Consider the following 26,842-nt stretch of genomic DNA (forward strand, 5'->3'; position numbering starts at 1 on the left):
GGCGTTTGTGAAATTTTACTCTACATTCTCATTAGCAGGACTTTTTGCCAAAAAATAACCACACAACTTGCGGTGGTATTTTATTTAAATAATAATGACTTCGCGGGGTCATGCAGGTTACAGATAATATTTAGTTTTTAATCATCTCTTACTCAAAACATCATCTTTTTGTAATACGTGACAAGCTTCCGATAAAGAAAAATTCATGGATTTAAGATGTCGAAGTGAAATAGCAAAATGACTTTTTCGAATACGAAATCACGCATGGACAACCAGGGCGTAACGCTTCCTTTCAATCACGGGCAGACCAAACTATGAAACCCACAACGACTTTGAATGACCCCAACAAGGCTGCTCCGGCCTCTGCGGGGCAAAAAAAACGTCTGATCATGCTATTCCTGCCAGTTCTGGTGGCAGTGCTGTTGCTGCTGACGCCGGTTCCCGCCGGATTACAACCTTATGCCTGGCATTTCTTCGCCGTCTTCGTCGGGGTGATTGTCGGTCTGATTTTCGAGCCTTTGCCCGGTGCGGTGATCGGCCTGACCGGCGTGGTGGTCATCGCGCTGTTTGGCCAGTGGCTGTTATTCAGTCCGGCAGAACTGGCAGATCCGAAGTTTAAAATGCCGACCGAAGCCTTTAAATGGGCGGTCAGCGGCTTTGGTAACTCCACAGTCTGGCTGATTTTCGGTGCCTTCATGTTTGCCGCCGGTTATGACAAAACGCAGTTTGGCCGCCGTCTGGCACTCATTCTGGTGAAATATCTGGGTCGTCGCAGCCTGACGCTCGGTTACGCCATCACCTTCGCCGACCTGCTGCTCGCGCCCTTCACGCCTTCTAACACCGCGCGCAGCGGCGGGACCATTTACCCGATCATCGCCAACCTGCCGCCGCTGTATGGTTCCAAACCGAACGACCCGAGCGCACGTAAAATCGGTTCCTATCTGATGTGGGTTGCGATCACTGCGGCCTGTATTACCAGTTCGATGTTCCTCTCCGCACTGGCCCCGAACCTGCTGGCGCTGGCGCTGGTGAAAAGTATCATCGGTTTCAACATTTCGTGGGGGATGTGGTTCCTCGCCTTCCTGCCGCTGGGCGTGATTCTGATCCTCACCATGCCGCTGCTGGCGTACTGGTTCTATCCGCCGGAAGTCAAAATTAACGATGAAGTCCCGAAATGGGCGAAGGCTGAGCTGGAGAAACTGGGCAAGCTGTCGCGTAACGAAATCCTGCTGCTGATCTTCGTGTGTTCCGCCCTGCTGATGTGGATTTTTGCCGCCGCCTGGATTGAACCGGCGCTGGCCGCGTTACTGGTGGTGGTTCTGATGCTGTGGACCGGCGTACTGAACTGGAACGACATTACCAGCAACAAACCGGCCTGGAATACTTTTGCTTGGTTTGCCACGCTGGTGGCGCTGGCCGATGGGCTTGCGCGCGTCGGTTTCATCGCCTGGCTGGGTAAAGAAGGCGGTCAGTTGCTCAACGGTTTCGACCCGCAGGTCGCCGCTGTGATGCTGCTGATTGCGTTCTTCCTGCTGCACTACCTGTTCGCCAGTACCACGGCGCACACCACCGCGCTGTTACCGGCGATGCTGACTATCGCCGCTGCCATTCCGGGCATCAACATGCCGGTTTACTGCCTGATGATGGTGACGTCGCTGGGTGTGATGGGGATTATCACGCCGTACGGCACCGGCCCGAGCCCGATTTACTACGGCAGCGGTTATCTGCCGACCAAAGATTACTGGCGTCTGGGGACTATTTTCGGCGCCATCTTCCTCGGCGGCATGATGCTGATTGCCTATCCGTGGATGGTTCTGATGTTCTGATCAACGCCACGGCGTTATAAGCAAAAGAGGTGCACTTTTGTGCACCTTTTTTTATGGGCGGGATGAGTCCTGAATAGCGTTGGGGTTTTCCTGTGAAAAATAGTGTTCCACCAGAATAGCCGCACCGTCATCTATCGCTTTGTGGATCAGCTTCACGCAGCGTTTGCTGTCGCCGGTTTCCAGCGCCAGCAGCAGTTGCTCATAATTGTGCTTGCCCTGCGTCACCGGCGAAGACTGCGGATAGAGGTAATTAAAGCACGGGCCGATCTGCACCCAGAGTTGCTCGATCAGCGCCATCAGCGTCGGCATTCCGGCCAGCTCATACAGCGTAAAGCGGAACTCGCGGTTAGCCTCGAGCGCCTCTTCCACCTTGTTTTCTCTTTTGGCGGCCAGGAATTTTGCGTTCAGGTTTTTCAGCAGCGCGATGTGATCTGCGGTGACCCGCTCACAGGCCTGCGACACCGCAAGCCCTTCCAGATTTTTGCGGATCAGCGTGATTTCCTGATAGCGCAACTGGGGAATTTTTGGCACCAGAAACGCCTGCGCGGGCGTGGCATCCAGCGCACCGGCGGAGACCAGGCGCAATAATGCTTCGCGTACCGGCGTGACGCTGGTTCCCAGTTTTTCTGCAATCTCTTTCGTGACCAGTCGCGCGCCCGGCTTGAGTACACCGACAATCAGCGCTCCTTTCAGCTTCGCTTCAACCTGCATCGTCAGGCTGACACGCTGCGCTTTTTCCATCTCAAACATGTGACTTTCCTTTAGCAAAATTATCGATTTACTTTTTCAGTTTAAACTCTGGCTTGCCAAAAATACATTATATAGGATATATCATGTATTAAGGAATTGAACATTGATTGAACGTTTTTCTAACGCACCGACTTCATTTAATTCCGTCAACCTTTCTGGCGGCTTCACTTTGGGAATGACCGTAATGAGAATACCTGCCTTCAAACTGGCGTCACTGGCTTTGCTCATTGGCCTCGCAACACCCGCCGCGTTTGCTTCTGAACTGGTGATCGCGCAAACGACCTCTGCCACGGCAATGGATCCGGGTTTCCTGAAAGAATCCGCCACGCTGGTGGACAACCTCTTTGATACGCTGGTGCTGCGCGATGCCAATATGCAGTTGCAGCCGGGGCTGGCAACCCGCTGGAAATCACTCGACGACACCACCTGGGAATTCACGTTGCGTCAGGGCGTGAAATTCAGCGACGGCGAGCCGGTCAATGCGCAGGCCGTCAAATTCTCTATCGACCGTATTCTTGATCCCGCAAACCATGCGCCGACCATCTCTTATATCCGCACAATCAGGTCAGTGGAAGTCACCGGTGATTATCAGGTGAAAATTCACACCAGCGGCCCGGATCCGCTGTTGCCCACGCGTATGAGTCGCTACCCGACATACATTGTGCCACCGGCGTATGTCACCAAAGTGGGCGCGGCTGAATTTGCGCGTAAACCGGTCGGGTCCGGTGCGTATATCTTGCAGACGTTTATCCCCGACGAAAAAGTCGTGATGCAGGCCAATCCTGATTACTGGCGTGGTAAGCCCGCAATCGATACCGTCACCTAGCGGCCGATTCCTGAAGCTACCGCACGTATCACCGCCCTGCTGACCGGTGAAGTTCAGCTGGTAGATGGCGTTCCGGCCGATCTGGTTCCGGCGCTGAAAAACAAACCGGGCGTGCATCTTGAGCAGGTCAAAAACGGCGGCCTGACGATTTACCTCGGGCTGAAGAACGACCAGAAACCGCTGAACGACGTGCGCGTACGTCAGGCGCTTTCTCTGGCGCTGAACCGCACGGCGTATACCCGCGATTTACTGCACGGTTTCGGGACGCCAACCGGCACGATGGCCGGGCCGAAAGATTTTGGCTATGACGCGATCCCGGCACCGGCACAGGACGTGGCGAAGGCGAAATCCCTGCTGGCCGAAGCCGGTTATCCGCAGGGCTTCACCCTGAAGTTCCAGGCACCGCGCCGTTATATCGCCAGCGCCGATGTGGCACAGGCAGTCGTGCAAGATCTGGCGGCGATCGGCGTGAAAGCCGAACTGGAAGTCCCTGAATGGTCGGTTTATACCCAGCAGGTGGCGGCACAGAAACAGGCTCCGCTGTACATGCTGGCGTGGGGTTCCACGCAGACGCTGGACGCCGATGCCGCGCTGTATCCGATTCTGCATTCCGGCGAACCCTATTCGACGGTGAATTCTCCGGAACTGGATGCCCTGCTTAACAGCAGCCGCACCACGGTAGATCCGGCAAAACGCGAGAAGATTTTGCAGCAAATCCAGCAGGTTGTAGCCGTGCAGCAACCGCTGATCCCGCTTTACAAGGAGGATTCCCTGTACGCCAGCGCGGATAACGTGACCTTCAAAGGCCGCGCCGATTCCCGCATTCCGCTGTTCGACCTGAGGCTTAAATGATTTCACTGCGTTCGGTTTTGCAGAGAAAACCCCGTCGTCGCTTTTATGGCGACGGTATTCTCGGCGGCCTTTTGCTGTTGCTGGTCATCATCCCGGCGCTTCTTGCGCCGTGGTTACCCTTGCCGGATCCGTTGAAGAACGATCTGGCCGCGGCATTTTCTGCGCCCGGCAGCCAGCATTTGCTCGGCACCGATCAGCTGGGGCGCGATTTATTGTCACGTATTCTGGCGGGTACCCGCCTTTCGCTGATGGTGGTATTGCTGGCGGCGGTGATTGCGGCGGTGATCGGTTCGGTGCTTGGCATGATTGCCGGATACGTGGGCGGCTGGGTAGACGCGCTGATCATGCGCCTGATGGACATTCAGCTGGCGGTGCCGTTTATCCTGCTGATCTTACTGGTGATGGCACTGTTCGGCGCGTCGCTCACCAACATCATCCTGATCATGGGTGTCACCAGCTGGGCGATTTACGCCCGCGTGGCGCGCGCCAAAACGCTGGAAATTCGCGAGCTGGAATATATCGAATCCGTCAAAGCCATGGGTTTTTCGACGCCGCGCATTTTGCTGCGCCACGTTTTACCCAATCTCATGACGCCGCTGATTGTGCTGCTGACGCTGGATATCCCGCGGCTCATCGTGCTTGAAGCCTCGATTGGTTTTCTCGGCATGGGCATTCAGCCACCAACGCCGACGCTGGGGAACCTGATCGGCGAAGGCCGTTCTTACATGTTGCTCGCACAGTGGCTGGTGCTGTATCCGGGGCTGGTGATTGCCGCGCTGGTGATCGGCTGCAACCTGCTCGGCGACAGCCTGCTGCGCAAAACCCACACGAGGCTCGACTGAAATGCTGCGTTATATCCTGCAACGCCTCGGGCAATCCGTGCTGGTGATGTTCGGCGTTTCCCTGCTGATTTTCTACAGCCTGCATCTCACCGGCGATCCGGCGGCGGTCATGATGCCGCCCGGTTCGAGCCAGCAGGAAATCGAAAATTTCCGCCATAGTATGGGCTTTGACCGCTCGCTGATCTGGCAATACTGGCATTACCTGACCGGCGTTTTACACGGCGACCTTGGCGAATCCCTGCGCTACAGCCAGCCGGTCACGGAGTTAATTGGTCAGCGCGTTCCCGCCACGCTGCTGCTCGCCGTCAGCGCTTTGCTCTGGAGCACGGTTGCCGGTTTGCTGCTCGGTATCGTCAGCGCGCTGTATCAGAACACTGCGTGGGATTTGCTGTCGCGCCTGCTGGCGTTCAGCGGTCAGGCAATTCCGGTTTTCTGGCTTGGCCTGCTGCTGATTATCGTATTCAGCCTGAACCTGCGCTGGCTACCGTCCGGCGGCTATGGCAGTGCCAGTCAGCTCATCATGCCCGCGCTGAGCCTCGGCGCGTATTACATGAGCGCAATTGCCCGCCTGATCCGCGCCAGCCTGATTGACGTGATGCAGCAGGATTATATCCGTACCGCGCGCGCCAAAGGGCTGAGTGCCTGGCGAATTGTAGTGCGCCACGGATTGCGCAATGCGCTGATCCCGGTCATTACCGTTCAGGGCATGTATTTCGCCTCGCTGCTCGGCGGCGCGCTGGTGACGGAAATCATTTTTGCCTGGCCGGGCATTGGCCGCCTCGCCGTACAGGCCATTCAGAACCGTGATTTCCCGCTGGTACAGGCCATTGTGCTGCTGGCCGCGCTGGTGTTTGTCGGCATCAACCTGATTATCGACCTGCTCTATGTGGTACTGAACCCGAGGATCCGCCTGTGAGTATTTCCATTACGCCCGCGATTTACCCGACGCTGGATTTGCTGTCTGCCATCACGCCGTTTGCCAGCGTTGCAGGCCAGATTGATCAGCAACGCGCGCTGGCGCAATGGCTGGAAGACTGGATCCGTACTGAACTGGGCGGCGTGCCGGTGCTGGCGATAAGTGAACAAACCGCGCAAAACGCCCCGCCGCTGGTGCATATGTGCATTGACCGGCAGGCGGAAAAAACGCTGGTACTTTACAACATGTATGACGTGATGCCCGCAGATGACGCGGGCTGGGAATTTCCGCCGTTCAGCGGCGGCGTATCTGAATGGCCGGGCGTTGGCGAAGTGTTTATTGCGCGCGGTGCCGAGAACAATAAAGGCCCGCTGGCGGGCATGCTGATGGCACTGAAATCACTGTGCGACAGCGGAAAACTCAGCGCCAATATTGAAATTATTCTGGAAGGCGAAGAAGAAACGGGCAGCGGCCAGCTGCGCCGCTATCTGGCGCAGGATCCTTGCCCGGTTTCAACCGCCAGCGCGGTCTTTTTCCCGTCGCTGTGCGAATACGGTGGCGGCGAGCCGCGCGTTTATCTCGGATTCAGCGGGCTGAGCGGCGGACGGTTAAAAGTCAGCGGCGGCAAATGGGGCGGCCCCTCCGCGGCGATTCACGCCAGTAACGCTAACTGGATCGCCAACCCCGTCTGGCGGCTGGTTGCCGCGCTGAACGCCATCGCGCCCGCGCATAACAGCGGCGTGATTGCCCGGCAGGTGATTGATGAAGAAGCCAACCGGCTGCTTTGCGCACTTGCCGCGCAGTTCAGCATCACCGATGAATTACGGTTCCGCCGCAGTGAAACCTTATCCGTCAGCGGCGATACGCTGGCCTGCCTGCAACAGCTGATCAACGGCGCGGTGATGAATATTTCGGAAATCCGCAGCGATCCGCTGGAGTCACGCGGTGTCATTCCCCGCAGCGCCAGCGCCGAAATTGCGTTGCGCGTTCCGCCGGGCATTGACGGTGAGAACCTGCTGGCCGTGATCCGCCAGACGCTCGCCCGCCCGGAATTCGACGGTGTGGAACTGGAACTCGACGACAGTTATCCCGGCCACCGTTTTGCTCATCACAGCCCCGGCGTGGATGCCCTGCTCACCAGCTACGAATTACAGGACGCGAAGCCGCAGATCTGGCCATGGGCACCCGGCTGCGCACCGGCTTACACCTTCGCGCGCGTGGCACCGGCCTTTCTGATTGGGGGGCTTGGCCACGGCGGCAACGCGCACGGCGTGAACGAGTTCGTCACCCTGCACGGGCTGGAACGTTTTCAGCAGTCGGTCACTGAATGGATCACTCTGTTCAGCGTGGAACCCCCTTTTTCTACACCGGCGGTTTAGCCGCCGGTGTTTTGCGTCAACTCCCGGGAAAGTTTTAAAAATAAACCAGCAGGATATTTACCATGAAACAGTCCGATGATTTTGAAAGAGTTTCACTGGGGTTCTTCCCCACGCCACTTGAACGCCTGACCACATTAGGTGACTCACTTGGCGTCACGCTGGACATCAAACGCGATGATTACACCGGTTTCGGCGGCGGTGGCAATAAGGTCCGTAAGCTGGAATATCTGATGGCCGATGCCTGCCGCAAGAACGTGGATGTGGTGATCACCACCGGCGGACATCAGTCAAATCACGCGCGTATGGTCGCCGCCGCCGCGCGTAAGTTCGGCATGAAACCGGTGCTGGTGCTGCGTGGCAATCAGCCCGGGACGTATCAGGGCAACCTGCTGCTCGACAAACTCTTTGGCGCAGAGCTGGAGTTTCTCGATCCGGACGGCTATTTCACTCAGATTGAAGGGGCGATGAACGCCCATGCTGACGCCGCACAGGCGCGGGGTGAAAAAGCTCTGATTATCCCGCTGGGCGGTGCCACACCACTTGGCGCACTGGGTTATGTCCGCGCCATCGAAGAAATGAACGCTCAGCTGAAAGAGCGCGGCGAACCTGCGCCGGACGTCATCGTCGCCCCAACCGGCTCCGGCGGGACGCTGGCCGGATTGTACGTCGGTGCGCGCCGTTACTGGCCGCACACCAAAATTGTCGGTATCAGCGTCAGCGCCAAAGCCGACTGGTTTCAGACCCGCATTTCAGCCATGGCGCAGGATTGCGCTGACCTGCTCGAGTGGCCGCAAAGCTGGACGCCGGAAGATATCTGGATTGAAGACGGTTTTGTCGGCACCGCCTACGGTGTGCCTTCTGACGGCGGTATCGATGCCATTTACCGTGTTGCACAGGCCGAAGGTGTGTTGCTGGATCCGGTTTACACCGGCAAAGCGATGCACGGCTTAATCAGCCTGACGGAGCAAGGCAAAATCAGCGCCGGTTCGCGGGTGATTTTCGTGCACTGCGGCGGCTCACCGGCGCTTTATCCGTTTGCACAAACGTTGCTGGAGCACTGAATATGACATCCGGTTTTCGCACACTGAACCGCGCGGACGTGGTGGCGCTGGGCGGCACCGATCCGCAGGCTGCGCTGGAAGATATCTGTGACGTTGTCACGCTGATGCGCCAGAATACGGCGCAGATGCCCGCGGAAACCCACGTCAGTTTAGGCACGCCGCGCGGCAAAGCCTATGCCTTGCCCGCCAGCGTTGGCGGGCGGTTTAACGCCGCCGGGGTAAAATGGACCGCACATCGCCCGGATGCTCAGGACCCGTTCCCGCAGGCGATGGCGCTGACGCTGATTAACCGCGCCGATAACGGCCAGCCGCTCGGGCTGGTGGAGAGCGGCGCGCTGACCGCCACGCGTACCGCAGCGGTGTCGGCCCTTGCGCTGCGCCATGCCGCGCCGCGTCCTGTTCAGCGCGTGTTACTGCTCGGTGCAGGCGTTCAGGCGATGGCGCATCTCGACATGCTTCGCCAGCTTTTCCCCAAGCTTCACCAGGTCAGCTGGTGGGATCGCAGTGCGTCTGCGTTGCCGGTGGATAACACGCAATTCCCCTGGCCGCTGATTCGGGTTCCCGATCTTCACAATGCGCTGGCGCAGGACGCTGACGCCGTGATCACCTGCACCAGCGCCGCCGAACCGCTGCTCGGGCCGGAAGCGATCCGCGCCGGTCGTCTGGTGATTCAGGTTGGCTATCACGAAGTATCCTTCGCAGCGATTAACCGCTCGACGCGCGTGCTGGTTGATTTATGGGGAGATTTCTGTGAAACCAGCGCCAAAAGTCTGTTTCAGATGTACCGCGCCGGAAAATTCCTGCCCGAACACGTGGACGCCGATTTAGGCAATCTGCTGCTCGACGGCTGGCGACCGGCGGCTGATGACAGCGTGTATTTCTCCCCGTTCGGCCTCAACGTTTTTGACATCGCCCTCGCATCGCGCGTACTAAAACTCGCCGCCGAACGCGGAACGGGCACGCTTTTATCGCTTTTCCCGGAGTAAGAATTTGGCTGTTTATCCTTTACCCGCACAAAATGTTCTCAATCACCGGCGGCTGATCGGTGCCGCAGAGCTGTTGTCGCGCCAACAGCTTGGGCAGGAATTTGCCCTGATTGACGTCCGTGAATTCTCACAGTGGCAGGCCGAAACGTTGCCCGGCGCACTTCATCTCAACGTGTACGATTATTTTATTCCCGACAGCACCGTTGCAGGCATCCGGGGCATGGCGGATGCCTTTCACCGGGCATGGCAACAACTGACGATAAGTGACAACGTCACGCCAGTATTCTTCGAACAACAGGTGGGTATGCGTTCCCCGCGCGGCGCATGGTTTGCGCAGTTCGGCGGCATCGACAATGCGCTGATACTGGACGGCGGACTGGACGCCTGGGTACAGGCAGGCGGCAAATTACAGCCCGGCACCGGACGCAGCGCGGTGGTCAGCCCGGACAGCCCGGACGCTTTAAACTCCCCGGTTTATCATAAGGACCTGACTGCCACGCGCGATGAAGTGCTGAACGCGCAGGCCAGTGGCGCACAAATTCTGGATGCGCGTCGCCCGACGGAATTCAGCGGTGAATTTGCGCATGAATGCTGCCATCGCGCAGGCCGGATCCCCGGCGCGAAACTGCTTTTCTGGGAAGATGTGGTGCAAAACGGCGCATTTCTCAGCGCAGAGGAAATCCGTCAGCGGGCAGAAGCCGCGGGCTTATCGCCTGACCGGCGGGTGATCATTTATTGTCATCGCGGCGCGCGGGCGGCTACGGTGTACACCGCGCTTCAGCTGGCCGGTTATCGCCAGCTGGCGGTGTACGTGGGGTCATGGCATGAATGGGCGGAACACCAGGAACTGCCGATGCTGACGGGCTGTTAACCCGCCCGACGCAGTTGCAGCGCCCGCGTGATATCGGGCGCGGCGGCCAGTAAGGTTTGCGTATAAGGATGTTGCGGCGCACGCAGAACCCGCGCCGTATCGCCGCTTTCCACGATTTTCCCGTGATACAGCACCACCACGCGATCGCACACCTGTTTCACCGCCGCCAGATCGTGACTGATAAACAGCACAGTCAGCCCGAGCTGCTGGCGTAAGCGATCCAGCAGCGCCAGAATCTGCCCGCGTACCGAAAGATCCAGCGCCGAAACCGCTTCATCCGCCACCAGTAATTCAGGCTCCAGCGCCAGCGCACGGGCGATTGCCACACGCTGACGCTGACCGCCTGAAAATGCGCCGGGCAGGCGGCTGGCGTGATGCGCTTCCAGCCCGACGAGTTTCAGTAATTCTTCTACCCGCGCCTGTATCAGTGCCGCAGGCCGCAGTTTATACACGCGCAGCGGTTCGGCAATCTGCTCGCCGATAGTAATTTTTGGATTCAGGCTGGCGTAAGGGTCCTGAAAGATAATCTGCGCACGGCGGCGCATTTTCTGCCGCGTCCCGTGGCTGGCCAGTGTCAGCGATACGCCGTCAAATTCGATATCGCCGCTGTCGGTGTCCGTCAGGCCAATGATGGCGCGCCCGAGCGTAGTTTTGCCGGAACCGGATTCACCGATCAGCCCGAGAATTTCACCCCGGCGGATATCCAGCGTGGTCGGGAAAAGCACCGTCTGACGTTTAGCCGGAACAAAGGGCAAACGCTGCGCCTGCGGATAACTTTTGGTCAGCCCGCGCAGCCGCACCAGCGGCGAATCCGCGCTGATTTCACCGGTCTTTTCACGCGGCTCCGGCTGCGACGCGCCAATCAGTTTGCGGGTATACGGCTCCTGCGGATCCGTCAGCAACTGCGCCACCGGCCCCTGCTCGACCAGATTTCCCTGATGCATTACGTAAGCGCGGTCGGCGTAACGCGCCACCACGCTCAGGTCATGCGTAATCAGCAAAATGCCCATGTCCATTTCCTGTTGCAGTTCCTGCAACAGCGTCAAAATTTGTGCCTGAATGGTGACGTCCAGCGCCGTCGTCGGCTCATCCGCAATCAGCAACGCCGGTTTACAGCTGATGGCGCTGGCGATCATCACCCGCTGGCGCATCCCACCGGAAAGCTGGTGAATATACTGCTTTGCCCGTTGTTCCGGGTTCACAATCCCGACGCGATCGAGCAATGCTACCGCTTCGCGATGTGCCTGTTTCCAGCTCAGCTGCTGATGGCGAACCAGAACCTCGGCAATCTGCTCCCCGACTTTCAGCACCGGATTCATGCTGGTCATCGGTTCCTGAAAAATCATCGCCAGCCGTTTCCCGCGCACCGGCGCGTCAAAGGGGGTGTTCGGGCTGGCAATCTTCTGATCATCGAGCCAGATTTCACCGCCGTTCATACTCACGCCGGGCGGCAACAGCCCCATCAGTGCCAGCGAACTCAGGGTTTTCCCCGAACCGGACTCACCGACCAGCGCCACAATTTCACGGCGGTTTACCTGCAATGAAACCGGCTTTACCAGCGGCAAACCGGCGGCGGTATGAAGGGCAAGAGAGCGGACATCAAGAAGCGGTCTGGCAGTTGTCATGTGCAAATCCGGCGAAGAAATGAACTTAGAGAATATATCGTATATCTTAAGGTGACAACCCGAATGCAGGGCCTGGGTTAGACAGATTTGTACGGGGTTATGCCCGTTTGGTTGGTGGACACAAAAAGACCGGCCCTATTCCGCCGGTTCATTTTCGCTCCCGTTTTAATGCTCAGACCTGCGCCATCCCGCCGTCGACGAAGAGTTCGACACCGTTGATAAAGCTGGCGGCATCAGAGGCCAGGAATGCAACGGTTTTACCGATTTCTTTCGGTTCACCCAGACGGCCTAACGGGACTTGTGCGGCCAGCGCATCGAACAGGCCCTGACGGTGTTCTTCAGGAACCAGGTCGCCTAAGCCCGGCGTGCGGACCGGACCCGGGCTGACGACGTTGACGCGGATGCCGCGGTCTTTCAGATCCAGTGCCCATGAGCGGGCAAAGTTACGCACGGCGGCCTTACTGGCGCTGTACACACTGAAACTCGCCGTGCCCAGCACCGACGTAGTGGAACCGGTCAGGATGACCGATGCGCCATCGGTCAGCAGCGGTAAAGCTTTCTGAACCGTGAATAATACGCCGCGAACGTTGGTGCCGAAAATCCGGTCGAAGTGTTCTTCGGTGATGCCGCCCAGCGGTTGCATATCGCCGCCACCGGCGTTGGCGAACAGAATGTCCAGACGTCCTGCGGTTTTGGCGATTTGTGCATAAACCGCATCAAGGTCGGCCAGAACGGAAGCGTCGGCGCGGATACCCGTTGCCGCAGCGCCGATTTCAGCGACGGCGGCGTCCAGTTCTGCCTGACGGCGGCCGGTGATAAAGACCTGCGCGCCCTGTTCTGCCAGCTCTTTCGCTGTACCCAAACCAATGCCGCTTGTCCCGCCGGTGACCAGTGCAATTTTACCGTTCAGTGGAGTTGTCATTTTTCATTCCTCAAAGTCAGATCAGGTTAAGTAAAGTGGCCTGAGGTAGGTGACCATTGTCGGCCGCCTCAGGCATGGCTGTAATTTAGCGCCCGACGGTTTATTGAGAAATAGCGAAAAATGAAAATGACTATTTCTGTGTGTGTATAATCAAAACATCGGATAACCGGCGGGAAAAGCGTGTGGATCAGTTAACGGCAATACGGGCGTTTGCCCGGGTGGTTGAGGCGGGCAATTTCACCCGCGCGGCGGATTCTCTGGATATGCCCAATGCGACGCTGAGCAAAATGGTGCAGGAACTCGAGGCGCATCTTGGTGTGCGGTTGTTACAGCGCACCACACGGCGCGTGACGGTGACGCCGGAAGGCAGCGAATATTATGAGAAAACGGCGCGCATTCTGCGCGATCTCGACGATGTCGATACGGCCTTTAACGCCGTGCGCAGCAAGCCACGCGGGCTGTTGCGCATTGACGTCGGCGGTTCAACGGCGCGCGATGTGCTGATCCCGGGACTGGCTGATTTTATGACGCGTTATCCCGAAATCCGTCTGGATCTGGGCGTTTCTGACCGTCCGGTTGATCTCATCAGTGATAATGTGGACTGCGTGATACGCGGCGGGCCGCTGGACAACTCTTCGCTGATTGCCCGCAATATCGGCCATGCGACGCTTATCACCTGTGCGACACCGGCTTATCTGAAAGCCTTCGGCACACCGGCTTATCCCGATGAATTGAAAAACGGCCACCGGCTGGTGAGTTATCTTTCACCGCAGAATGGCCGGGCTTTTCCGTTTCGTTTTGAACGCGATGGCGGGAAAACGGAAATTAAGGTCGATCACCGTATCGGCGTGAATGAAAGCAACGCCCATCTGGCGGCCGGACTTGCCGGTCTGGGGATTATCCAGACGTTCAGCTATTCCATTTGCGAGGCGCTGCACCGCGGAACGCTGGTGGAAATCCTGACAGAGTGGCGGCCTGCGCCCTATCCGTTCCATGTGGTCTATCCGCAAAACCGCCACGTTCCGCATCGCCTGCGCGTGTTTATCGACTGGCTGGTGGAAACCTTTCCGCCCAAAGTCAGCGGTCAGCTGCCAGCAATACAGAGCTGAAAATCGGACAGCAGGCCGCCACGTTGCTGGCAGATAAAATTGAAGGATTGCCGGTGGCGCAAAGCGTGGTGGATATCGGTTTTACGCTGACTGAAAGAGGTTCAGCGTAAAACCGTTGAGGCAAATTTTCAGGATTCGAACATTTCCGCGCCGATATACGACCCTTCTTTCGGCGCAGGCGGCACAAAGAAGATCCCCGAACCGATGTGGGAAATGTATTCGTTCAGCGCATCGGAAGAACCCAGACGGGTTTGCAGCGCTTCAAACTGCGCGGGATCTTTCTGATAACTGATAAACAACAGGCCGGCGTCCAGCTGCGCCATGTTATTCAGACCGTCCGTGTAGTTGTAAGAGCGGCGTAAGATTTTGATGCCCTGATTATTTTCATGCGACGCCAGACTGATGTGCGCGGTCGCCGGAATGATCAGGTTTCCGTCTGCATCCTTCTTCTTAAAATCAGGCGTATCAAATTCCTTTGTGCCGGTTAACGGCGCACCGGAAACTTTGTGGCGTCCGAACACATTGTTCTGATCACTGACGCGATCGGTGTCCCAGCTTTCAATGTGAATTTTGATTTTACGCACGACCTGATAACTGCCGTTCTGCTGCCACGCGGGGCCACCGTCTTTGATCCAGACATATTTGTCGAAATCAGCTTTCTCGGTGATGTTGCGCGTGCCGTCCTTGAAGCCGAACAGATTGCGCGGCGTGGACTGCCCTTTTCCCGCAGACGCACGACCAAAGCCCATGACCGTCCAGCGGGTTTGGGCTGCGCCGGTGCTTTTGGCAATACGCGCCAGATCGCGGATGGCGTGATACGCCACCTGCGGATCGTCCGCACAGGCCTGCAATGACAAATCACCGCCGGTCAGTTCCGGCTGCATATCGTCACTCGGCAACTGCATCAGGTTACGCATCAGCACCGGTTTGTGCTGCGTCAGCCCGAAAGTATCCGTGAAGACGCGCGGCCCCAGACCGACGGTCACCGTCAGTGACGCCGGGCCGAGATCCATTGCCTCACCGGTATCCATCCCGACGCCGCTGTCACGGGCAGGTTCAACCTGACCGATGGTGCCACCTTTCATCAGCTGCGCAATTGCCGACGACCAGCGCGCCAGCAGAACCTGCAAGTCCTGACGCGTGGACGTTGTCAGATCAAACGTCATATACATGATATGACGCTGCGGCGGCGTGCTGATCCCCACCTGTCCTTCGTGACCGTAAAAAGAATACTGACGGGAAAGGTCAATTTTATCTTCCGGGTCGCGGGCGGCCGTGGCCTGCCCGTGCGCATAGCTGACCGTTGGAATAGCCAGAGCACTGGCGCCAGCCACTGCTCCTTTCAGCAATTCACGACGAGAAAACTTACCGGCCTCCCTGGCCGGATGGAGTTTGTCGCTCATTCATCAGGCTCCTTTATTCGCCGCCACTTTCTCAGCGATTTTGGACAGAGGTTCCTGCAACGCCTGAATGGTGCGGCTCAGTTTGGCGGCATCAGACGCTTTCAGTTCAGCCGTGTAGTATTTGTATCCGCCCGGGACTTTAGGATCACGATAGGCTTCCAGCATGTCGTGAACGGCAGCGAACTGCGCGGCAACCTGTTTAGTCAGCTCCGGATCAATTTTTTCCAGACCCGGTTGCAGGTAAGCAAATGCCTGCTGCGCGCCTTCGACGTTACCGGCGAAATCCACCAGATCGAAGTGGCTGAATGCCTCTTCTTCCCCGTTGATTTTGGTGTTTTGCACTTCTTCCAGCAGGTCGGCTGCGCCGTTAGCCAGATCTTCCGGTTTGTAGGTCAGCGCTTTGGTCAGCGCGTCCAGACGCACCACGTTCTGCTGCAATTCGGTGGACGTTTGTTTGGTTTCGGCGGTGATTTTGCCCTGACCGAACAGGTCACGTTCGATGGCGTGGAAGCCGTGCCAGCCCGCTTTCGGATCCAGATTGGAGGCACGCATGTCGATCAGGTAATCCAGATTCCCGGCGTTATCGGTCGCCTTGAAGCCCGGCAGAATAAAACCGTTCACGTCAGATTCGATACGTTCGTAGAACGGACGCGCTTTGGCGTAATCAGCTTTGGCCGTCGCCAGATCGCCGGCATCGATATCCGCTTTCAGGCGGTTAACGGCCACGACCATCGCGTCCACCACGCCATTCACATAGGTCGCGTAATCTTTGGTGCCCTGCGCCAGAATGGTGGCGGTGCTGCCCTGCGGCTGCGCGGCGCTTTTGCCGGTCACGGTGAAGTCGATCAGTTCACGTTTCGCGCCCGGGCAATAGATTTGGTATTTGCCCCCATCGAGCGTCAGGGTGAATTTCACCGCTGGCAGCCCCGGCGCGAGGTTCTCTTTTTCGCCCAGAATACGGTTGTTGCTCAGCAGTTCTAATTCGGTGATCGCCGTCGCGGTTTTGTTCACCACGTTAAACGTCACCGGGCCGGCTTTCGCAGAATCGTGATCCACTACGCAGGTGCCGTCTGCAGCGCTGGTCATGGTGATATTCACTTCAGAAACGCCGTTTTTCACCGGAGCCGCTGATGCCGCATTGGCAGGCGCTTCCACGGAAAACATCAGCAATGCCGTCAGACCCGCGGCCGTCATCAGAGATTCTTTTTTCTTAAACGTCTTAATGCGCATAAGTTTCCTATCCTTTATTTATTTTTTGGCAAGCCAGTGTGTAATGGGGAACCGAATGACAGGCCGTCTTTACCCGAAACAGAAAGCCGTTCATTGCGGAGTTTCAAGAGAACCCGTAATGCAGAGATGACAAAAATAAGGGCCAGCGCCAACAGAAGAACAGGCAACATGACAGCCCAAAAACGGTAAGTATCCTGATAAGTTTGCATCTGTTGCAGCGCGTCAGAAACGCTCTGCTGATACGCGCCGCTCACCTGCCAGTTGCAGCCGGACGCCGCCGCCGTAGGATGGCGCGCCGTGACGGTGCGCGGAGATTGCAGGCCGCTGCCCGAAAGCGTGATCACTTCGTCGGCCTGCGCGCTGGCCCCCAGCAAAACGCCCTGCGCCACGGAAACCTGAACGTTACAGTGAAGCGTCCACGCCGCCTGATACGGCCCCGGATGCTGCGCCGGATCCAGCCCGATGGGGATACGGTTGCCGTACAACGCCACCACCGCATCGAGATCCAGAATCGCCGGTGCGCCCGGCGGCGAATATGTACTTTTAACCGTCCATTCATCCGCTGGCATTCCGGCCTGGCTGCCCGCCGTTGCCGCATCCGCAGGCAGGTTAATCAGGGTGGTACCGCCGCTGGCCGTTTTCACACTCAGCTGATAACCGTTTCCGGCCACCGGCAGAAGTTGTAACTGCCCCGCAGCGTTTTGCGCGTCATTGGTGACCAGCGGTGCGGTATCCGGCACCTGAAGCGTAAAAGTGGGATAAAACAGCAACAGAGAAATGGCCGCCAGCGCCAGTACTGCGGCGGACGCCAGCAAAGTGCGGGCAGCAACTTTTGGAGAAGGACGACGGTTTGCGGGCCAGTAAATCATCACCGTGACAATCGCGATGTAGAGCACCCAGCCAAAAGTTTCAATCAGGTTCGGATCGGCAGGAATGCCCAGAACGCCGGTGATCAGCGCCGAACGAACCGTGCCAGGCGGCACCAGCCAGGAGAGATCGGCAACGCGCTGCTGCCCGATGTTGAGCCAGCCCGCTTCGTGCGCGGTCATCAGTGAGGTAATAATCAGGCCACCGGCGACAAAAATCAGGAACAGGCCGGTGAAGCGGAAGAAGCGGGAAAGGTTGATGCGGATGCCGCCGTAATAAATCCCGCAGCCGATAAATACCGCCACCAGCAGGCCGATAACCGCCCCGGCGGCAGCCCAGGCCGCCGACTGCGCCACCGAGAAAGTAGCCAGCAGGAAGACGCTGGTTTCAAAACCCTCTTTAAGCACGGCCAGAAATGCCATGCTCGCCAGCGCCCAGGCGCCCGACTGGCTGATCGCCTGCGCGGCCTCGCTTTCCAGCTCTTTCTTCATGTTGTGGGCATGTGTGTTCATCCACAAAATCATGCCGGTGACGAAGAAGACGGCGACGCCGCCAATCACCGATTCCATCCCTTCCTGCCCCGCCTGCGGCAGCGCGCGTTCGGTCAATTCCAGCGCCACACCGACCGCGACAGAAAGCACCACGGCAAGCACCACGCCGACCCACATCGCGGTCAGACTTTTGCCATTCTTACGGAGAAACGCCGCAATGATCCCGACGATAAGCGCGGCTTCTAAACCTTCACGAAGTCCGATAATAAAAGTGGCTAACAAAGGGCTGACTCCGCGGCAACAAGAAGCATTATCAATTATTAATGATAATTGATATCAGTTGACCGAACAGGAAGGAAGAAATGGAGTATGAGGATTTGCAACAGAGTAATGTGAAATTAAGAATATGGTGTAAAGAGTGCTTTATTTGTAACCAAATAATAAACAGAGAAGAAAAACGTCAAAGTGAAGGTAGCGGTGCAGAAAATTATCGTTCACATTCACGCCAACGTCATGCCTGACTACGGCGTCTGAGGCTGATGATTTGTTGTACAGATTCCCGCAACGTAATGGTGCGGAAGATATCCCGCATCATCGACACATCCGCCATTAAACCGCGCAGCCATCCCATTTTAGCGGCTTTGTACGGGCTGATAACGCCCTTCCAGCTGACCACCTGTACGCGAAATCCGGCGGCGATCCACAACCGGTTGATCCAGACTTCCAGCCCGAAATGCGGCAAAGCGCGGATTTCGTCCAGCCGCGTTGCCAGCAGTTCGCGCGCAAACACCCGCTCGCCAGAAATATAATCCAGCCCGATACACCGCCAGATCCACGGGCTGTTGCGCCTCAGACTGATAGTCACATCCGCCTGATTTTGTATTACCGGCTGAACCAGCCGGGTGATATCACACTCGTTCAGCCCCATGAGATCGGCGTCCAGCATCAACAGATGGCTGCCCCTTGCGGCCGCAATGCCTTCCGCCACCGCGTGGCTTTTACCCTGATTTTTTGCCAGCCTGACCACGCGAACGCCCTTTTCCCGCGCCACATCTGCGGTGTTATCCGCTGAACCGTCATCCACCACGATAATCTCAAACAGCAAGGGATGGTTGCGCACGACATCCAGCACTTTGCCGATACGCGTCGCTTCATTACACGCCGGGATAATGCAACTGACGGTGATCATTCTTTGCTCCTCATCCACATGATGCCCGCGGCAACCAGCACGATAAGCAGCCCGAGCGAGACGTACAGGATCCAGTTGTTCACCTGCGCGATGATGTCGCCGAACATCCAGCCGATCGCCAGCAGAAACAGGCTCTTGGGAATGGCGGCGATGATGTTGTAGAACAGAAACGGGATAAGCGACATCCGCGCCATGCCCGCGCCGGTCAGCACCAGCGCTCCGGCGGAATGGGTCAGCTTGGCTAACACCAGCAACCGCCCGCCTTTGCTGTCAAAACTGCGCACCATCTTTTCCAGTCTGGGCTGCGTCAGCCCCAGACGCGCCAGCCAGCCGGGCGGTTGTCCGTCCGGCCCGATCACCCAGCGCCCCAGCGAGTAAAAAAGAATATCCCCGAGAATTTCTCCCGCCATCACCACGGCGAAGATGACGGATAAACTGAAATAGTTGAGGCGGACAAAATAACCGGCAAGCACCGTCACCACCGGCCCTTCGATAATGGCCAGCGGCGTCAGAAACAGCAATCCGTGCGCTTTAATCAGTGATTCAAGGGTTTCAAGAGCAAACATACGGTCCTTATTTTCCCGGCGACTGACTCACAGGCACGGGTTGTTTTTTACCTGATAGTTTTATTTTACCGGTTAACTTTGTTCCACCGGCGAGGCGTTTTTCGCCTGAAGGATTGCCGCGCCAGGTAAAACCGCGCCCTGCCCAGCACCCTAACCACAGCGCGGGCATCATGATATCCCGCAGACACATCGCCAGAATATCCCTCAGCTGATGCGGCCAGCCGAGCGCTTTTGCCAGCGCCCATTCACCGCCAAACCACAACACAAACAGCGCTGGCGGTGCGAACAGCGGCAAATCACCGGCGGCGGTCAGCCAGGTGACGGCGGCCAGCGCGGGCAGAAAACCCATAATAATTTCGGGCACGAACAGCCAGAAAAATCCGGCACGACGGATACGCGCCCAGCGTAATTGCCTGCTCCAGACCGCGTCCAGCGTGCGATGCCCGACGGGCTGGGCAAAAGGCTGCGCCGGTAGACGCACTTTCAGCCCGGCGCGTCTCACCAGCTTGGTTGAGGCCACGTCTTCCGCCATTTCACTGCCCAAGGCCGCCATGCCGCCGCCATTATCGAGCACCTCGCGCCGCCAGCACAGCGTTTTCCCCTGTGCAAAACCGTTACCGAGAAAATCAGACAGATACTGCCAGCGCGCCTGATGCGTGTTGAGCATTGCAGCTTCCACCGCGCCCCAGATATTTTCCGGGCAAATGCCGGTCGCAGGCGAACTGACCATCCCGGTTTTCGCATCAAAAGTATTTACCAGCGAACGCAGATAATCCGGCGGTAAAAGCAGGTTGCTGTCCGCCATCGCCACAATACCGGCAGTGGTGTTTTCCCACGCTTTGTTGAGATTGTTCACCTTCGGATTGGCCGATATTTTGTCATCACCGGTCAGCAAACGCGCACGCTGATGCGGATATTCAGCGATCAGTTTTTCCACCAGCGGGATCACCGGATCAAACCGCGAGGCCACGCAGAACACAATTTCGTAACCGGGATAATCCTGATGAAAGCTGGAACGCAGCGTTTCCTCTTCAAAGGCGTTAAGCCCGCACAGCGGCCGTACCAGTGCGATAAATTCTGAAGTTTCCCGGGTTTCATCCCGCCGGACGCCCCGGCGCATTCGCCAGTAAGCGATTGCCAGAGAGGTGAATTGCAGCGTAATCAGAAAACCGCCAAAGGTGGCGGTTAATGCGGTGCTTAAAGCCATGATGATGCCCCTTCATTTTTTAAGCGCTGGCGTGATGTGACCGGTGATTTCCGGCGGTCAGCACCGTGAGAAAACAGGCAAAACGATTACGAGGTAATAATCATCCTAGAGACGTTTCATTAAGGTTTTCTTAAAGCGGGCTTTCGGGGTGCATGAATGTCGGCGTTTGCCGTAAAGAAATGTTTTTATTATCTGTTATTCGGAATTTTCTTAACGGCACCGATAAACTGAAATATTTCCGCAGTAATCTGTTCATCTTTATCGTGACCGGATCTGTCAACATGGAACGCTCAGGCTATTTGCAAAGACAATTTACGCCCAGTTCCCGTTCTTTAACTGCCCGGGAATTGTGTATTGATGTCCCCTTTGTCACCCCGGAAAGTGACAATCTGAAAGTGATGGAATTATTCACCCGGCACCATTCGCTGATCAGCCTGCCCGTTATCGAGGACAACCGTCCGTTCGGCCTGATCAACCGCCATATCTTTCTTTCACAGATGGCCCGCCCTTATTTTCGCGAACTGTATGACCGGAAAAGCTGTATCGCGTTTATGGATAAGCATCCGCTGGTGATTGATTCAGAAAATACGCTCGATGAACTGGCGCAGAAGATGGTGGAGTCCGGCGATCGCTCGGTAACGGACGGATTTATTCTGACCACCGGCGGCCATTACATCGGCATGGGGCTGGGGATCGACGTCATCAAAACGGTGTCGAACGTCCAGACGCAGCAGCATCAGCAAATCATGCAAAGCATTGAGTATGCGCGCGTGATCCAGGAATCGATGCTGAACAAGTCACATAAAACGCTGACGGCGCAGCTCAAAGACTGGAGCCTTGTGTGGCAGCCCCGGGATCTGGTGGGTGGCGATTTTTATGCGTTTCATGAAGTTGAGGGCGGCTGGCTGTTGTTTGTCGCTGACTGCACCGGCCACGGCGTGCCGGGCGCGTTCATGACCGTGATCCTGTCGTCGGCGCTGGATAAGTCCTTGCAGGAATGCCCGGCCAACCGCCCGGATTTACTGCTCGGCCATGTGAACCAGTTTATCAAACAGACGCTCGGGCAATCCGAAGAGTCGAATCAGACTTCCACATCCAACGACGGCTGCGATGCGATGGCGGCGTTTATCGACCCGCAGGATCCGCGGCTGATCTGGGCCGGTGCGCGCCTTTCCGGTTTCCTTTTACCGGCCGCAGGCGAAGAAGCGGTGGCGCTGAGTGCCGACCGGATGGGGGTGGGGTATACCGAAACGCCCGCTGATTACCGCTGGACGCTGCATGAAACCCCGCTCAATGCGCAGGATTTACTGTTTATTTATACCGATGGCCTGACCGATCAGGTTGGCGGTAAACGCAACATCATGTTCGGGAAGAAAAAGGTGAAAACGCTGCTCGAACAGCACCGTTTAGCGCCCGTGCCCGAGCTGTCGGCAGCGATGATGCAGGCCTATCTCGACTGGCAGGGCAATCAGCAACGTCGCGATGATATGACCTTTTTAGGTTTTCGTTATTGTGGCCTCAGGGGCCGGCAACCGTAGAGTTTATTTATGACCAGCGAACCCGTTTTTACCGGACCGTTCAGTGCGCCGCATTACGACGTTGTGGCATTGCAGTACACCGGATTTTTCTCGCAAAACAATATTACCGCAATGGGCGAAGTGATCCGTTTGTATCTCGAACAGCATGAAGCTTCCTCCAGCACCCGCCGCAAACTGTTTTCCACCTTTATTGAGATGGTGCAAAACATCCTGCGTTACTCCTCGGACAGCCGTGCGCTGGCACGTACTGACGACGAGATGCGTTTCGGATCTGTCACGCTGGGCATCGATAATGGCCGGTACGTGTGCGAAAGCACCAACCTGATCCGTCCGGAAGATATTGTGCGGCTGCGCGAATATCTGGAGACGATCAGAACCATGAGCGCCGACGAAATCAAACTCACCTATAAAGCGTCGCTGCGTGCGGAAAGCCCGGTGTGGAGTAAAGGCGCCAACATCGGCCTGCTCACCCTCGCCCGCGATGCCAGTGAACCGCTGGAATTTACTTTTCATCAGGTGGAAGCCTCTGAACTGTCCACTTTTCATCTGAAAGCCATAATCTAAAAAGAGCGCATCACTATGAACAATATCAGCATCCCTGCGACTTCCTGCACGCCGGAAGTTGAATTTGATTTTGATGGCCGAACTCTGTCGCTGGCCGGTGAATCTTATCCGGAAAATGCCGCGGCTTTTTATCGTCCGCTGATCACCGCCCTGGAAATCTTTGTGCCTGCGCAGTCTCAGGGCACCGGCTCGCCGCTGACGCTCCACGTCGCGCTGAGTTACTTCAACAGCTCCAGCACCAAAATGCTTTTCAGCCTGTTAAGTGCGGTGAACAACGCCGCTGCCGCCGGGATCGCCACAACTCTGCACTGGTATTACGACCCTGAGGATGATATTTCCGAAGAATTCGGCCAGGAACTGAGCCTTGATTTCCCCGCCATCGCCTTCCACCTCCACGCGGAAAGCTACCATGACGAGCTTAGATGAGTTATTCACGGCAGAAAGCGCCATCCTGCAAGACAACCGTGAACTGGCGGAAACGCAGGGGCTAGATGCAGAAGTTTACCGCGACGCACTGGTCAAACTGACCGCGCATTATCAGAAGATCATGAACGAATCTTACCGCCTGATCCGCCGCAGCGACCGCGCAGAGCGGGATCTGAACCAGCTCAACGAACGGCTGGAATATGAGGCCACGCATGATCCGCTGACCCGGGTTTATAACCGCAGCGCCATCATTGATCAGATTACGAAAGCGCTGAACGCGGGAGAAGCCGGGCTGATTTTGCTCGATATCGATCACTTTAAGGCGATTAACGATCAGTACGGACATCCGGCGGGCGATGCGGTGATATGCGGGTTGATCCGGCGCATTGAGCAATCCGTGCCGGAGCTGGGCAGTATCGGACGCGTCGGCGGCGAGGAGTTCACCATCCTGCTGCCACGCTACACCAAAGCCCAGTCGGTGATTGTCGCCGGTTATATTCACGCGCTGCTCAACGCGTCACCGCTGGATTTACTGCCAAATCAGCTGGTCACGGCGAGCCTGGGCGTAAGCTGGGGAAAGCAGAACAGCAGCTTTGATACGTTGTACAACGACGCCGACGCGGCCATGTATGAAGCGAAAAGACGCGGCAGGAACCGGGTGCATTGCGGTTAGTCCGGGCGCGGGATTGCAGATAAAAGCGTGAATGCAGAAAGCCTGCATTCACCTTTTTTTTTGGCCTTACACTTACTTAAATTCGAGGCGTTTGATTTCGCCGACCACCAGCAGATAGCAGAGCATGGACATCAGCGCAGAACAGCCAACGAAAATCAGCGCACTGTTGAATGAATGCAGGTTTTTCACCAGATAACCAATGAGCAGTGGCGTGACGATAGAAGCAACGTTACCGAAGATATTAAATATCGCACCACACATGCCGATCATTTCTTTCGGTGCGGTATCGGCAATCACCGGCCAGCCCAGCGCCCCGAAGCCTTTGCCGAAGAAGGCCAGCGCCATCAGCCCGACCACCACCACATTATTGTCGGTGTAGTTACACAGAATAATTCCGGACGCCAGGATCATGCCGCACACAATCGGAATTTTCCGCGCTGCGGTTAATGAAAAGCCGCGTTTGAGCAGATTGTCCGACACCACGCCGCCCAGAATACCGCCGCAGAAACCGCACAGGGCCGGAACAGAGGCAATCAGGCCGACTTTCAGAATCGACATGCCTTTTTCCTGCACCAGATAAATCGGGAACCAGGTCAGGAAGAACCAGGTAATGGTGTTGAGAAAATACTGGCCGAAGAAAATGCCTAACATCATTCTGCTGCTCAGAAGCTGGCGGACGTAATTCCATTTAGGGCCTTGTTTGCCCTGTTTGGATTTCGTCTGATCCATATTCACCACCGCTCCGCCCTGCTCGATATATTCCAGCTCGCTGGCTGAAACACCGGGATGGTCAAGCGGGTTACGGACAAACTTCACCCAAAACAGCGTCAGCACAAAGCCAATCACGCCCATCACCACAAACACGTTTTCCCAGCCCCAGGCGTAGGTCAGCCAGCCGAGAAAAGGCGAGAAAATGGCGAGCGAGAAATACTGCGCCGCATTGAAGATGGAAGACGCCGTGGCACGTTCCTGCGTCGGGAACCACGCCGCCACCATGCGGGCGTTGGCCGGAAACGCCGGGGCTTCTGCAAAACCTAACAGGAATTGCAGCAGGAACAGCGACCCCACGGCGTATGCCACCGGGAACCAGCCGACAAAGCCCTGCACCAGCGTGAAGAACGACCAGAAAAACAGGCTGTAAGTATAGACTTTGATGGTGCCAAACCGGTCAAGTAGCCAGCCGCCGGGCAGTTGCATCAGCAGATAAGAAATTCCAAATGCTGAGAATATCTTGCCCAGATCGACAACGTCTAATCCCAGATTTTTAGACACTTCCGTTCCCGCGATAGATAATGTCACGCGGTCAGCATAATTAACGGCGGTAATAATGAAAATAATCAGCAGAATAATGTAACGAACATGCGTCTTTTTATTTCCTGACGCCACAGATTCAACACTCATGTTATCCCTCTCTGTAACATTTTCCGGCGTCAGCACGCTTTGAAATAATCTCAGTCAACGTGTGAAATGCAGAAGCCGGAGGTTTTCTATCCCTGTTAAAATAAAAAATCCTTTTGGCAGTTTTTTGGTAAATAACGCCCTTAATTCACCCGTATTGTTGACGCAATGATTGTGATTTAAGGCTACCTTCAGAGGGTTGAATCAGTATAAGAAAGGAAAATAGAAATAACACTGTGCAGACGCCCAAGGATCCGCGCGGAATTTTCTTATTTTACATTGCACTCTCACATTACGATAACGTTGAAATAACACTCTTTTATCGATTACCGGCCACGCTTTAAAAAGAGTGATGTAAGTCACAGTTCATATTTCATATGCCAGAAAACTTCCGGCATTCACCGTGCAAAGCCGGTCAGTTGCACAATGGGAAATCAGAAACTTTACTTTATAATCGTCCTTATTAACCCGTATTCATTGACGATATGTGATTCCCCTTTCAGAGAATAACGTTAACCCTGTTTAGTGCTGCATAAATAAGAATTCACTGCTGTGTTCTTTAATATCAGCAAGGCAATCTTAACAAAAAGTGCGTTATAAATGAAAAAAGCAGGCCCGCAAAAATGATTCTCTGCGGGCCTGCTTTTCTATTTACCTTTTATTACTACGTCTATTCGTTACGGTTTTGCACCCGCCACGGCTTCTTTCGCCAGCTGGGTAATACGCGCGTAATCGCCGCTTTCCAGCGCGTCAGCCGGAACCAGCCATGAACCGCCGATGCACAGCACGCTTTTCAGCGCCAGATAATCCCGGTAGTTCGCCGGTGAAATGCCGCCGGTCGGGCAGAAACGCACCTGCGGGAACGGGCCGCCAATCGCCTGCAACGCTTTCACGCCGCCGCTGGCTTCTGCCGGGAAGAATTTGAATTCACGCAAACCGTGATCCAACCCCAGCATCAGTTCGGACACGGTGGAAATCCCCGGGATCAGCGGAAGGGTTCCGGCCGTTGCGGCCTTCAGCAGGTCATCCGTCAGACCCGGACTGATCGCAAACTGCGCGCCTGCGTCGGTGACGTCTTTCAGCTGCTGCGCATTCAGCACGGTGCCCGCGCCGATAATCGCGTCCGGCACTTCGCGGGCAATCGCACGGATCGCATCCATCGCGCAGGCGGTGCGCAGCGTGACTTCCAGAACGCGAACGCCCCCGGCGACCAGCGCTTTCGCCAGCGGCACGGCATGTTCGAGTTTATTGATGACAATCACCGGCACAACCGGGCCAGATGTCAGGATTTGTTCAGCGCTTGTTTTCCAGTTTTTCATGTTCTT

The 26,842-nt window shown here is 56.4% G+C and carries 23 protein-coding genes and 2 pseudogenes; 14 read left to right on the top strand and 11 right to left on the bottom strand.

The annotated features are described in order from the left end of the window. The first annotated feature begins 314 nt into the window (after nt 1-314). Nucleotides 315-1,826: an anion permease gene (locus tag GW579_RS03925; protein WP_152327167.1), complete on the top strand. Its 1,512-nt coding sequence runs from the start codon at nt 315-317 to the stop codon at nt 1,824-1,826. 51 nt (nt 1,827-1,877) lie between these two features. On the opposite strand, the gene GW579_RS03930 is transcribed toward GW579_RS03925, so the two are convergent. Beyond that, the gene (locus tag GW579_RS03930; RefSeq protein ID WP_165057680.1) at nt 1,878-2,576 is read right to left on the bottom strand and encodes a GntR family transcriptional regulator; all 699 of its coding nucleotides are present in this window, start codon (nt 2,574-2,576) and stop codon (nt 1,878-1,880) included. A 184-nt stretch (nt 2,577-2,760) separates the two neighbouring features. Between GW579_RS03930 and GW579_RS03935 the strand changes: the two are divergent. The 7 genes and pseudogenes from GW579_RS03935 to GW579_RS03965 all read left to right on the top strand — a co-directional run bounded on the left by GW579_RS03935 (nt 2,761) and on the right by GW579_RS03965 (nt 10,309). Continuing rightward, nucleotides 2,761-4,254: pseudogene (locus GW579_RS03935) on the top strand (ABC transporter substrate-binding protein). Then, nucleotides 4,251-5,096: an ABC transporter permease gene (locus tag GW579_RS03940; RefSeq protein WP_165057682.1), complete on the top strand. Its 846-nt coding sequence runs from the start codon at nt 4,251-4,253 to the stop codon at nt 5,094-5,096. Before GW579_RS03935 ends, GW579_RS03940 begins: the two are co-directional and overlap by 4 nt. A gap of 1 nt (nt 5,097) precedes the next feature. After that, nucleotides 5,098-6,012 (top strand): ABC transporter permease, encoded by a 915-nt coding sequence (locus GW579_RS03945; protein ID WP_101076528.1) that lies wholly within the window; start codon nt 5,098-5,100, stop codon nt 6,010-6,012. Continuing rightward, a complete protein-coding gene (locus GW579_RS03950) occupies nt 6,009-7,391 on the top strand; it encodes a M20/M25/M40 family metallo-hydrolase (protein ID WP_165057684.1) in 1,383 nt (460 codons plus the stop codon). Before GW579_RS03945 ends, GW579_RS03950 begins: the two co-directional genes overlap by 4 nt. A 62-nt stretch (nt 7,392-7,453) precedes the next feature. Continuing rightward, nucleotides 7,454-8,452 (top strand): 1-aminocyclopropane-1-carboxylate deaminase/D-cysteine desulfhydrase, encoded by a 999-nt coding sequence (locus GW579_RS03955; protein WP_165057686.1) that lies wholly within the window; start codon nt 7,454-7,456, stop codon nt 8,450-8,452. Between the two features lie 2 nt (nt 8,453-8,454). Next, nucleotides 8,455-9,438, top strand: coding sequence for an ornithine cyclodeaminase (locus tag GW579_RS03960; RefSeq protein WP_165057688.1), 984 nt, complete (start codon nt 8,455-8,457; stop codon nt 9,436-9,438). 4 nt (nt 9,439-9,442) lie between these two features. Further along, entirely contained in the window at nt 9,443-10,309 is an 867-nt protein-coding gene (locus tag GW579_RS03965) for a sulfurtransferase (RefSeq protein ID WP_165057690.1), read from the top strand. Here the strand turns inward: GW579_RS03965 and GW579_RS03970 are convergent. Then, nucleotides 10,306-11,934 (bottom strand): dipeptide ABC transporter ATP-binding protein, encoded by a 1,629-nt coding sequence (locus tag GW579_RS03970; RefSeq protein WP_165057692.1) that lies wholly within the window; start codon nt 11,932-11,934, stop codon nt 10,306-10,308. The genes GW579_RS03965 and GW579_RS03970 overlap by 4 nt on opposite strands. A gap of 172 nt (nt 11,935-12,106) precedes the next feature. Next, complete coding sequence (locus GW579_RS03975) at nt 12,107-12,856, bottom strand: glucose 1-dehydrogenase (RefSeq protein ID WP_152327158.1); 750 nt, start codon at nt 12,854-12,856, stop codon at nt 12,107-12,109. Nucleotides 12,857-13,038: 182 nt separating this feature from the next. Between GW579_RS03975 and GW579_RS03980 the strand changes: the two genes are divergently transcribed. Together GW579_RS03980 and GW579_RS23795 are read left to right on the top strand one after the other, a co-directional pair. Next, nucleotides 13,039-13,965 (top strand): LysR family transcriptional regulator, encoded by a 927-nt coding sequence (locus GW579_RS03980; protein WP_152327157.1) that lies wholly within the window; start codon nt 13,039-13,041, stop codon nt 13,963-13,965. Between the two features lie 2 nt (nt 13,966-13,967). Next, nucleotides 13,968-14,075: pseudogene (locus GW579_RS23795) on the top strand (GntR family transcriptional regulator); the annotation flags it as partial. An 18-nt stretch (nt 14,076-14,093) separates the two neighbouring features. Here the strand turns inward: GW579_RS23795 and efeB are convergent. From efeB to GW579_RS04010, 6 genes are all read right to left on the bottom strand, one after another. Then, the gene (gene efeB, locus GW579_RS03985) at nt 14,094-15,368 is read right to left on the bottom strand and encodes an iron uptake transporter deferrochelatase/peroxidase subunit (RefSeq protein ID WP_165057693.1); all 1,275 of its coding nucleotides are present in this window, start codon (nt 15,366-15,368) and stop codon (nt 14,094-14,096) included. A 3-nt stretch (nt 15,369-15,371) separates the two neighbouring features. Then, nucleotides 15,372-16,598, bottom strand: a complete 1,227-nt coding sequence (gene efeO, locus GW579_RS03990; protein ID WP_165057695.1) for an iron uptake system protein EfeO — start codon at nt 16,596-16,598, stop codon at nt 15,372-15,374. A gap of 14 nt (nt 16,599-16,612) precedes the next feature. Further along, complete coding sequence (efeU, locus tag GW579_RS03995) at nt 16,613-18,238, bottom strand: iron uptake transporter permease EfeU (RefSeq protein ID WP_165057696.1); 1,626 nt, start codon at nt 18,236-18,238, stop codon at nt 16,613-16,615. A 229-nt stretch (nt 18,239-18,467) separates the two neighbouring features. Continuing rightward, entirely contained in the window at nt 18,468-19,145 is a 678-nt protein-coding gene (locus GW579_RS04000; RefSeq protein WP_165057698.1) for a glycosyltransferase family 2 protein, read from the bottom strand. Then, complete coding sequence (locus GW579_RS04005; RefSeq protein ID WP_152327152.1) at nt 19,142-19,711, bottom strand: DedA family protein; 570 nt, start codon at nt 19,709-19,711, stop codon at nt 19,142-19,144. Before GW579_RS04005 ends, GW579_RS04000 begins: the two co-directional genes overlap by 4 nt. Nucleotides 19,712-19,718: 7 nt before the next feature. Beyond that, entirely contained in the window at nt 19,719-20,918 is a 1,200-nt protein-coding gene (locus GW579_RS04010) for a ceramide glucosyltransferase (protein WP_165057700.1), read from the bottom strand. 281 nt (nt 20,919-21,199) lie between these two features. Between GW579_RS04010 and GW579_RS04015 the strand changes: the two genes are divergently transcribed. From GW579_RS04015 to GW579_RS04030, 4 genes are read left to right on the top strand one after another with little or no spacing between them, the layout of a single operon-like run. Beyond that, complete coding sequence (locus tag GW579_RS04015) at nt 21,200-22,456, top strand: SpoIIE family protein phosphatase (protein WP_165057702.1); 1,257 nt, start codon at nt 21,200-21,202, stop codon at nt 22,454-22,456. Between the two features lie 9 nt (nt 22,457-22,465). Further along, a complete protein-coding gene (locus GW579_RS04020; protein WP_165057704.1) occupies nt 22,466-23,020 on the top strand; it encodes a SiaB family protein kinase in 555 nt (184 codons plus the stop codon). Nucleotides 23,021-23,035: 15 nt separating this feature from the next. Further along, nucleotides 23,036-23,446, top strand: coding sequence for a DUF1987 domain-containing protein (locus GW579_RS04025; protein WP_165057706.1), 411 nt, complete (start codon nt 23,036-23,038; stop codon nt 23,444-23,446). Continuing rightward, complete coding sequence (locus GW579_RS04030; RefSeq protein ID WP_152327147.1) at nt 23,430-24,119, top strand: GGDEF domain-containing protein; 690 nt, start codon at nt 23,430-23,432, stop codon at nt 24,117-24,119. The genes GW579_RS04025 and GW579_RS04030 overlap by 17 nt, the downstream gene beginning before the upstream one ends. A 72-nt stretch (nt 24,120-24,191) precedes the next feature. On the opposite strand, the gene GW579_RS04035 is transcribed toward GW579_RS04030, so the two are convergent. Beyond that, nucleotides 24,192-25,520 carry an MFS transporter gene (locus GW579_RS04035; RefSeq protein WP_165057708.1) on the bottom strand — a complete coding sequence of 443 codons (1,329 nt, stop codon included), beginning with the start codon at nt 25,518-25,520 and terminating at the stop codon, nt 24,192-24,194. A 674-nt stretch (nt 25,521-26,194) separates the two neighbouring features. Continuing rightward, nucleotides 26,195-26,836, bottom strand: a complete 642-nt coding sequence (locus GW579_RS04040) for a bifunctional 4-hydroxy-2-oxoglutarate aldolase/2-dehydro-3-deoxy-phosphogluconate aldolase (RefSeq protein ID WP_152327145.1) — start codon at nt 26,834-26,836, stop codon at nt 26,195-26,197. Nucleotides 26,837-26,842 lie beyond the last annotated feature (6 nt).

This window comes from Rahnella contaminans (genome assembly GCF_011065485.1).
Lineage (GTDB): Bacteria > Pseudomonadota > Gammaproteobacteria > Enterobacterales > Enterobacteriaceae > Rahnella > Rahnella contaminans.

Coding starts and splice junctions, on each gene's coding strand:
- GW579_RS04040 (WP_152327145.1), bottom strand. CDS start 26,836: ATGAAAAACTGGAAAACAAGCGCTGAACAAATCCTGACATCTGGCCCG.
- efeO (WP_165057695.1), bottom strand. CDS start 16,598: ATGCGCATTAAGACGTTTAAGAAAAAAGAATCTCTGATGACGGCCGCG.
- GW579_RS04030 (WP_152327147.1), top strand. CDS start 23,430: ATGACGAGCTTAGATGAGTTATTCACGGCAGAAAGCGCCATCCTGCAA.
- GW579_RS04035 (WP_165057708.1), bottom strand. CDS start 25,520: ATGAGTGTTGAATCTGTGGCGTCAGGAAATAAAAAGACGCATGTTCGT.
- GW579_RS03945 (WP_101076528.1), top strand. CDS start 5,098: ATGCTGCGTTATATCCTGCAACGCCTCGGGCAATCCGTGCTGGTGATG.
- GW579_RS03955 (WP_165057686.1), top strand. CDS start 7,454: ATGAAACAGTCCGATGATTTTGAAAGAGTTTCACTGGGGTTCTTCCCC.
- GW579_RS03930 (WP_165057680.1), bottom strand. CDS start 2,576: ATGTTTGAGATGGAAAAAGCGCAGCGTGTCAGCCTGACGATGCAGGTT.
- GW579_RS04025 (WP_165057706.1), top strand. CDS start 23,036: ATGAACAATATCAGCATCCCTGCGACTTCCTGCACGCCGGAAGTTGAA.
- GW579_RS03940 (WP_165057682.1), top strand. CDS start 4,251: ATGATTTCACTGCGTTCGGTTTTGCAGAGAAAACCCCGTCGTCGCTTT.
- GW579_RS04010 (WP_165057700.1), bottom strand. CDS start 20,918: ATGGCTTTAAGCACCGCATTAACCGCCACCTTTGGCGGTTTTCTGATT.
- GW579_RS03960 (WP_165057688.1), top strand. CDS start 8,455: ATGACATCCGGTTTTCGCACACTGAACCGCGCGGACGTGGTGGCGCTG.
- GW579_RS04005 (WP_152327152.1), bottom strand. CDS start 19,711: ATGTTTGCTCTTGAAACCCTTGAATCACTGATTAAAGCGCACGGATTG.
- GW579_RS04020 (WP_165057704.1), top strand. CDS start 22,466: ATGACCAGCGAACCCGTTTTTACCGGACCGTTCAGTGCGCCGCATTAC.
- efeB (WP_165057693.1), bottom strand. CDS start 15,368: ATGAGCGACAAACTCCATCCGGCCAGGGAGGCCGGTAAGTTTTCTCGT.
- GW579_RS04015 (WP_165057702.1), top strand. CDS start 21,200: ATGGAACGCTCAGGCTATTTGCAAAGACAATTTACGCCCAGTTCCCGT.
- GW579_RS03975 (WP_152327158.1), bottom strand. CDS start 12,856: ATGACAACTCCACTGAACGGTAAAATTGCACTGGTCACCGGCGGGACA.
- GW579_RS04000 (WP_165057698.1), bottom strand. CDS start 19,145: ATGATCACCGTCAGTTGCATTATCCCGGCGTGTAATGAAGCGACGCGT.
- GW579_RS03925 (WP_152327167.1), top strand. CDS start 315: ATGAAACCCACAACGACTTTGAATGACCCCAACAAGGCTGCTCCGGCC.
- GW579_RS03970 (WP_165057692.1), bottom strand. CDS start 11,934: ATGACAACTGCCAGACCGCTTCTTGATGTCCGCTCTCTTGCCCTTCAT.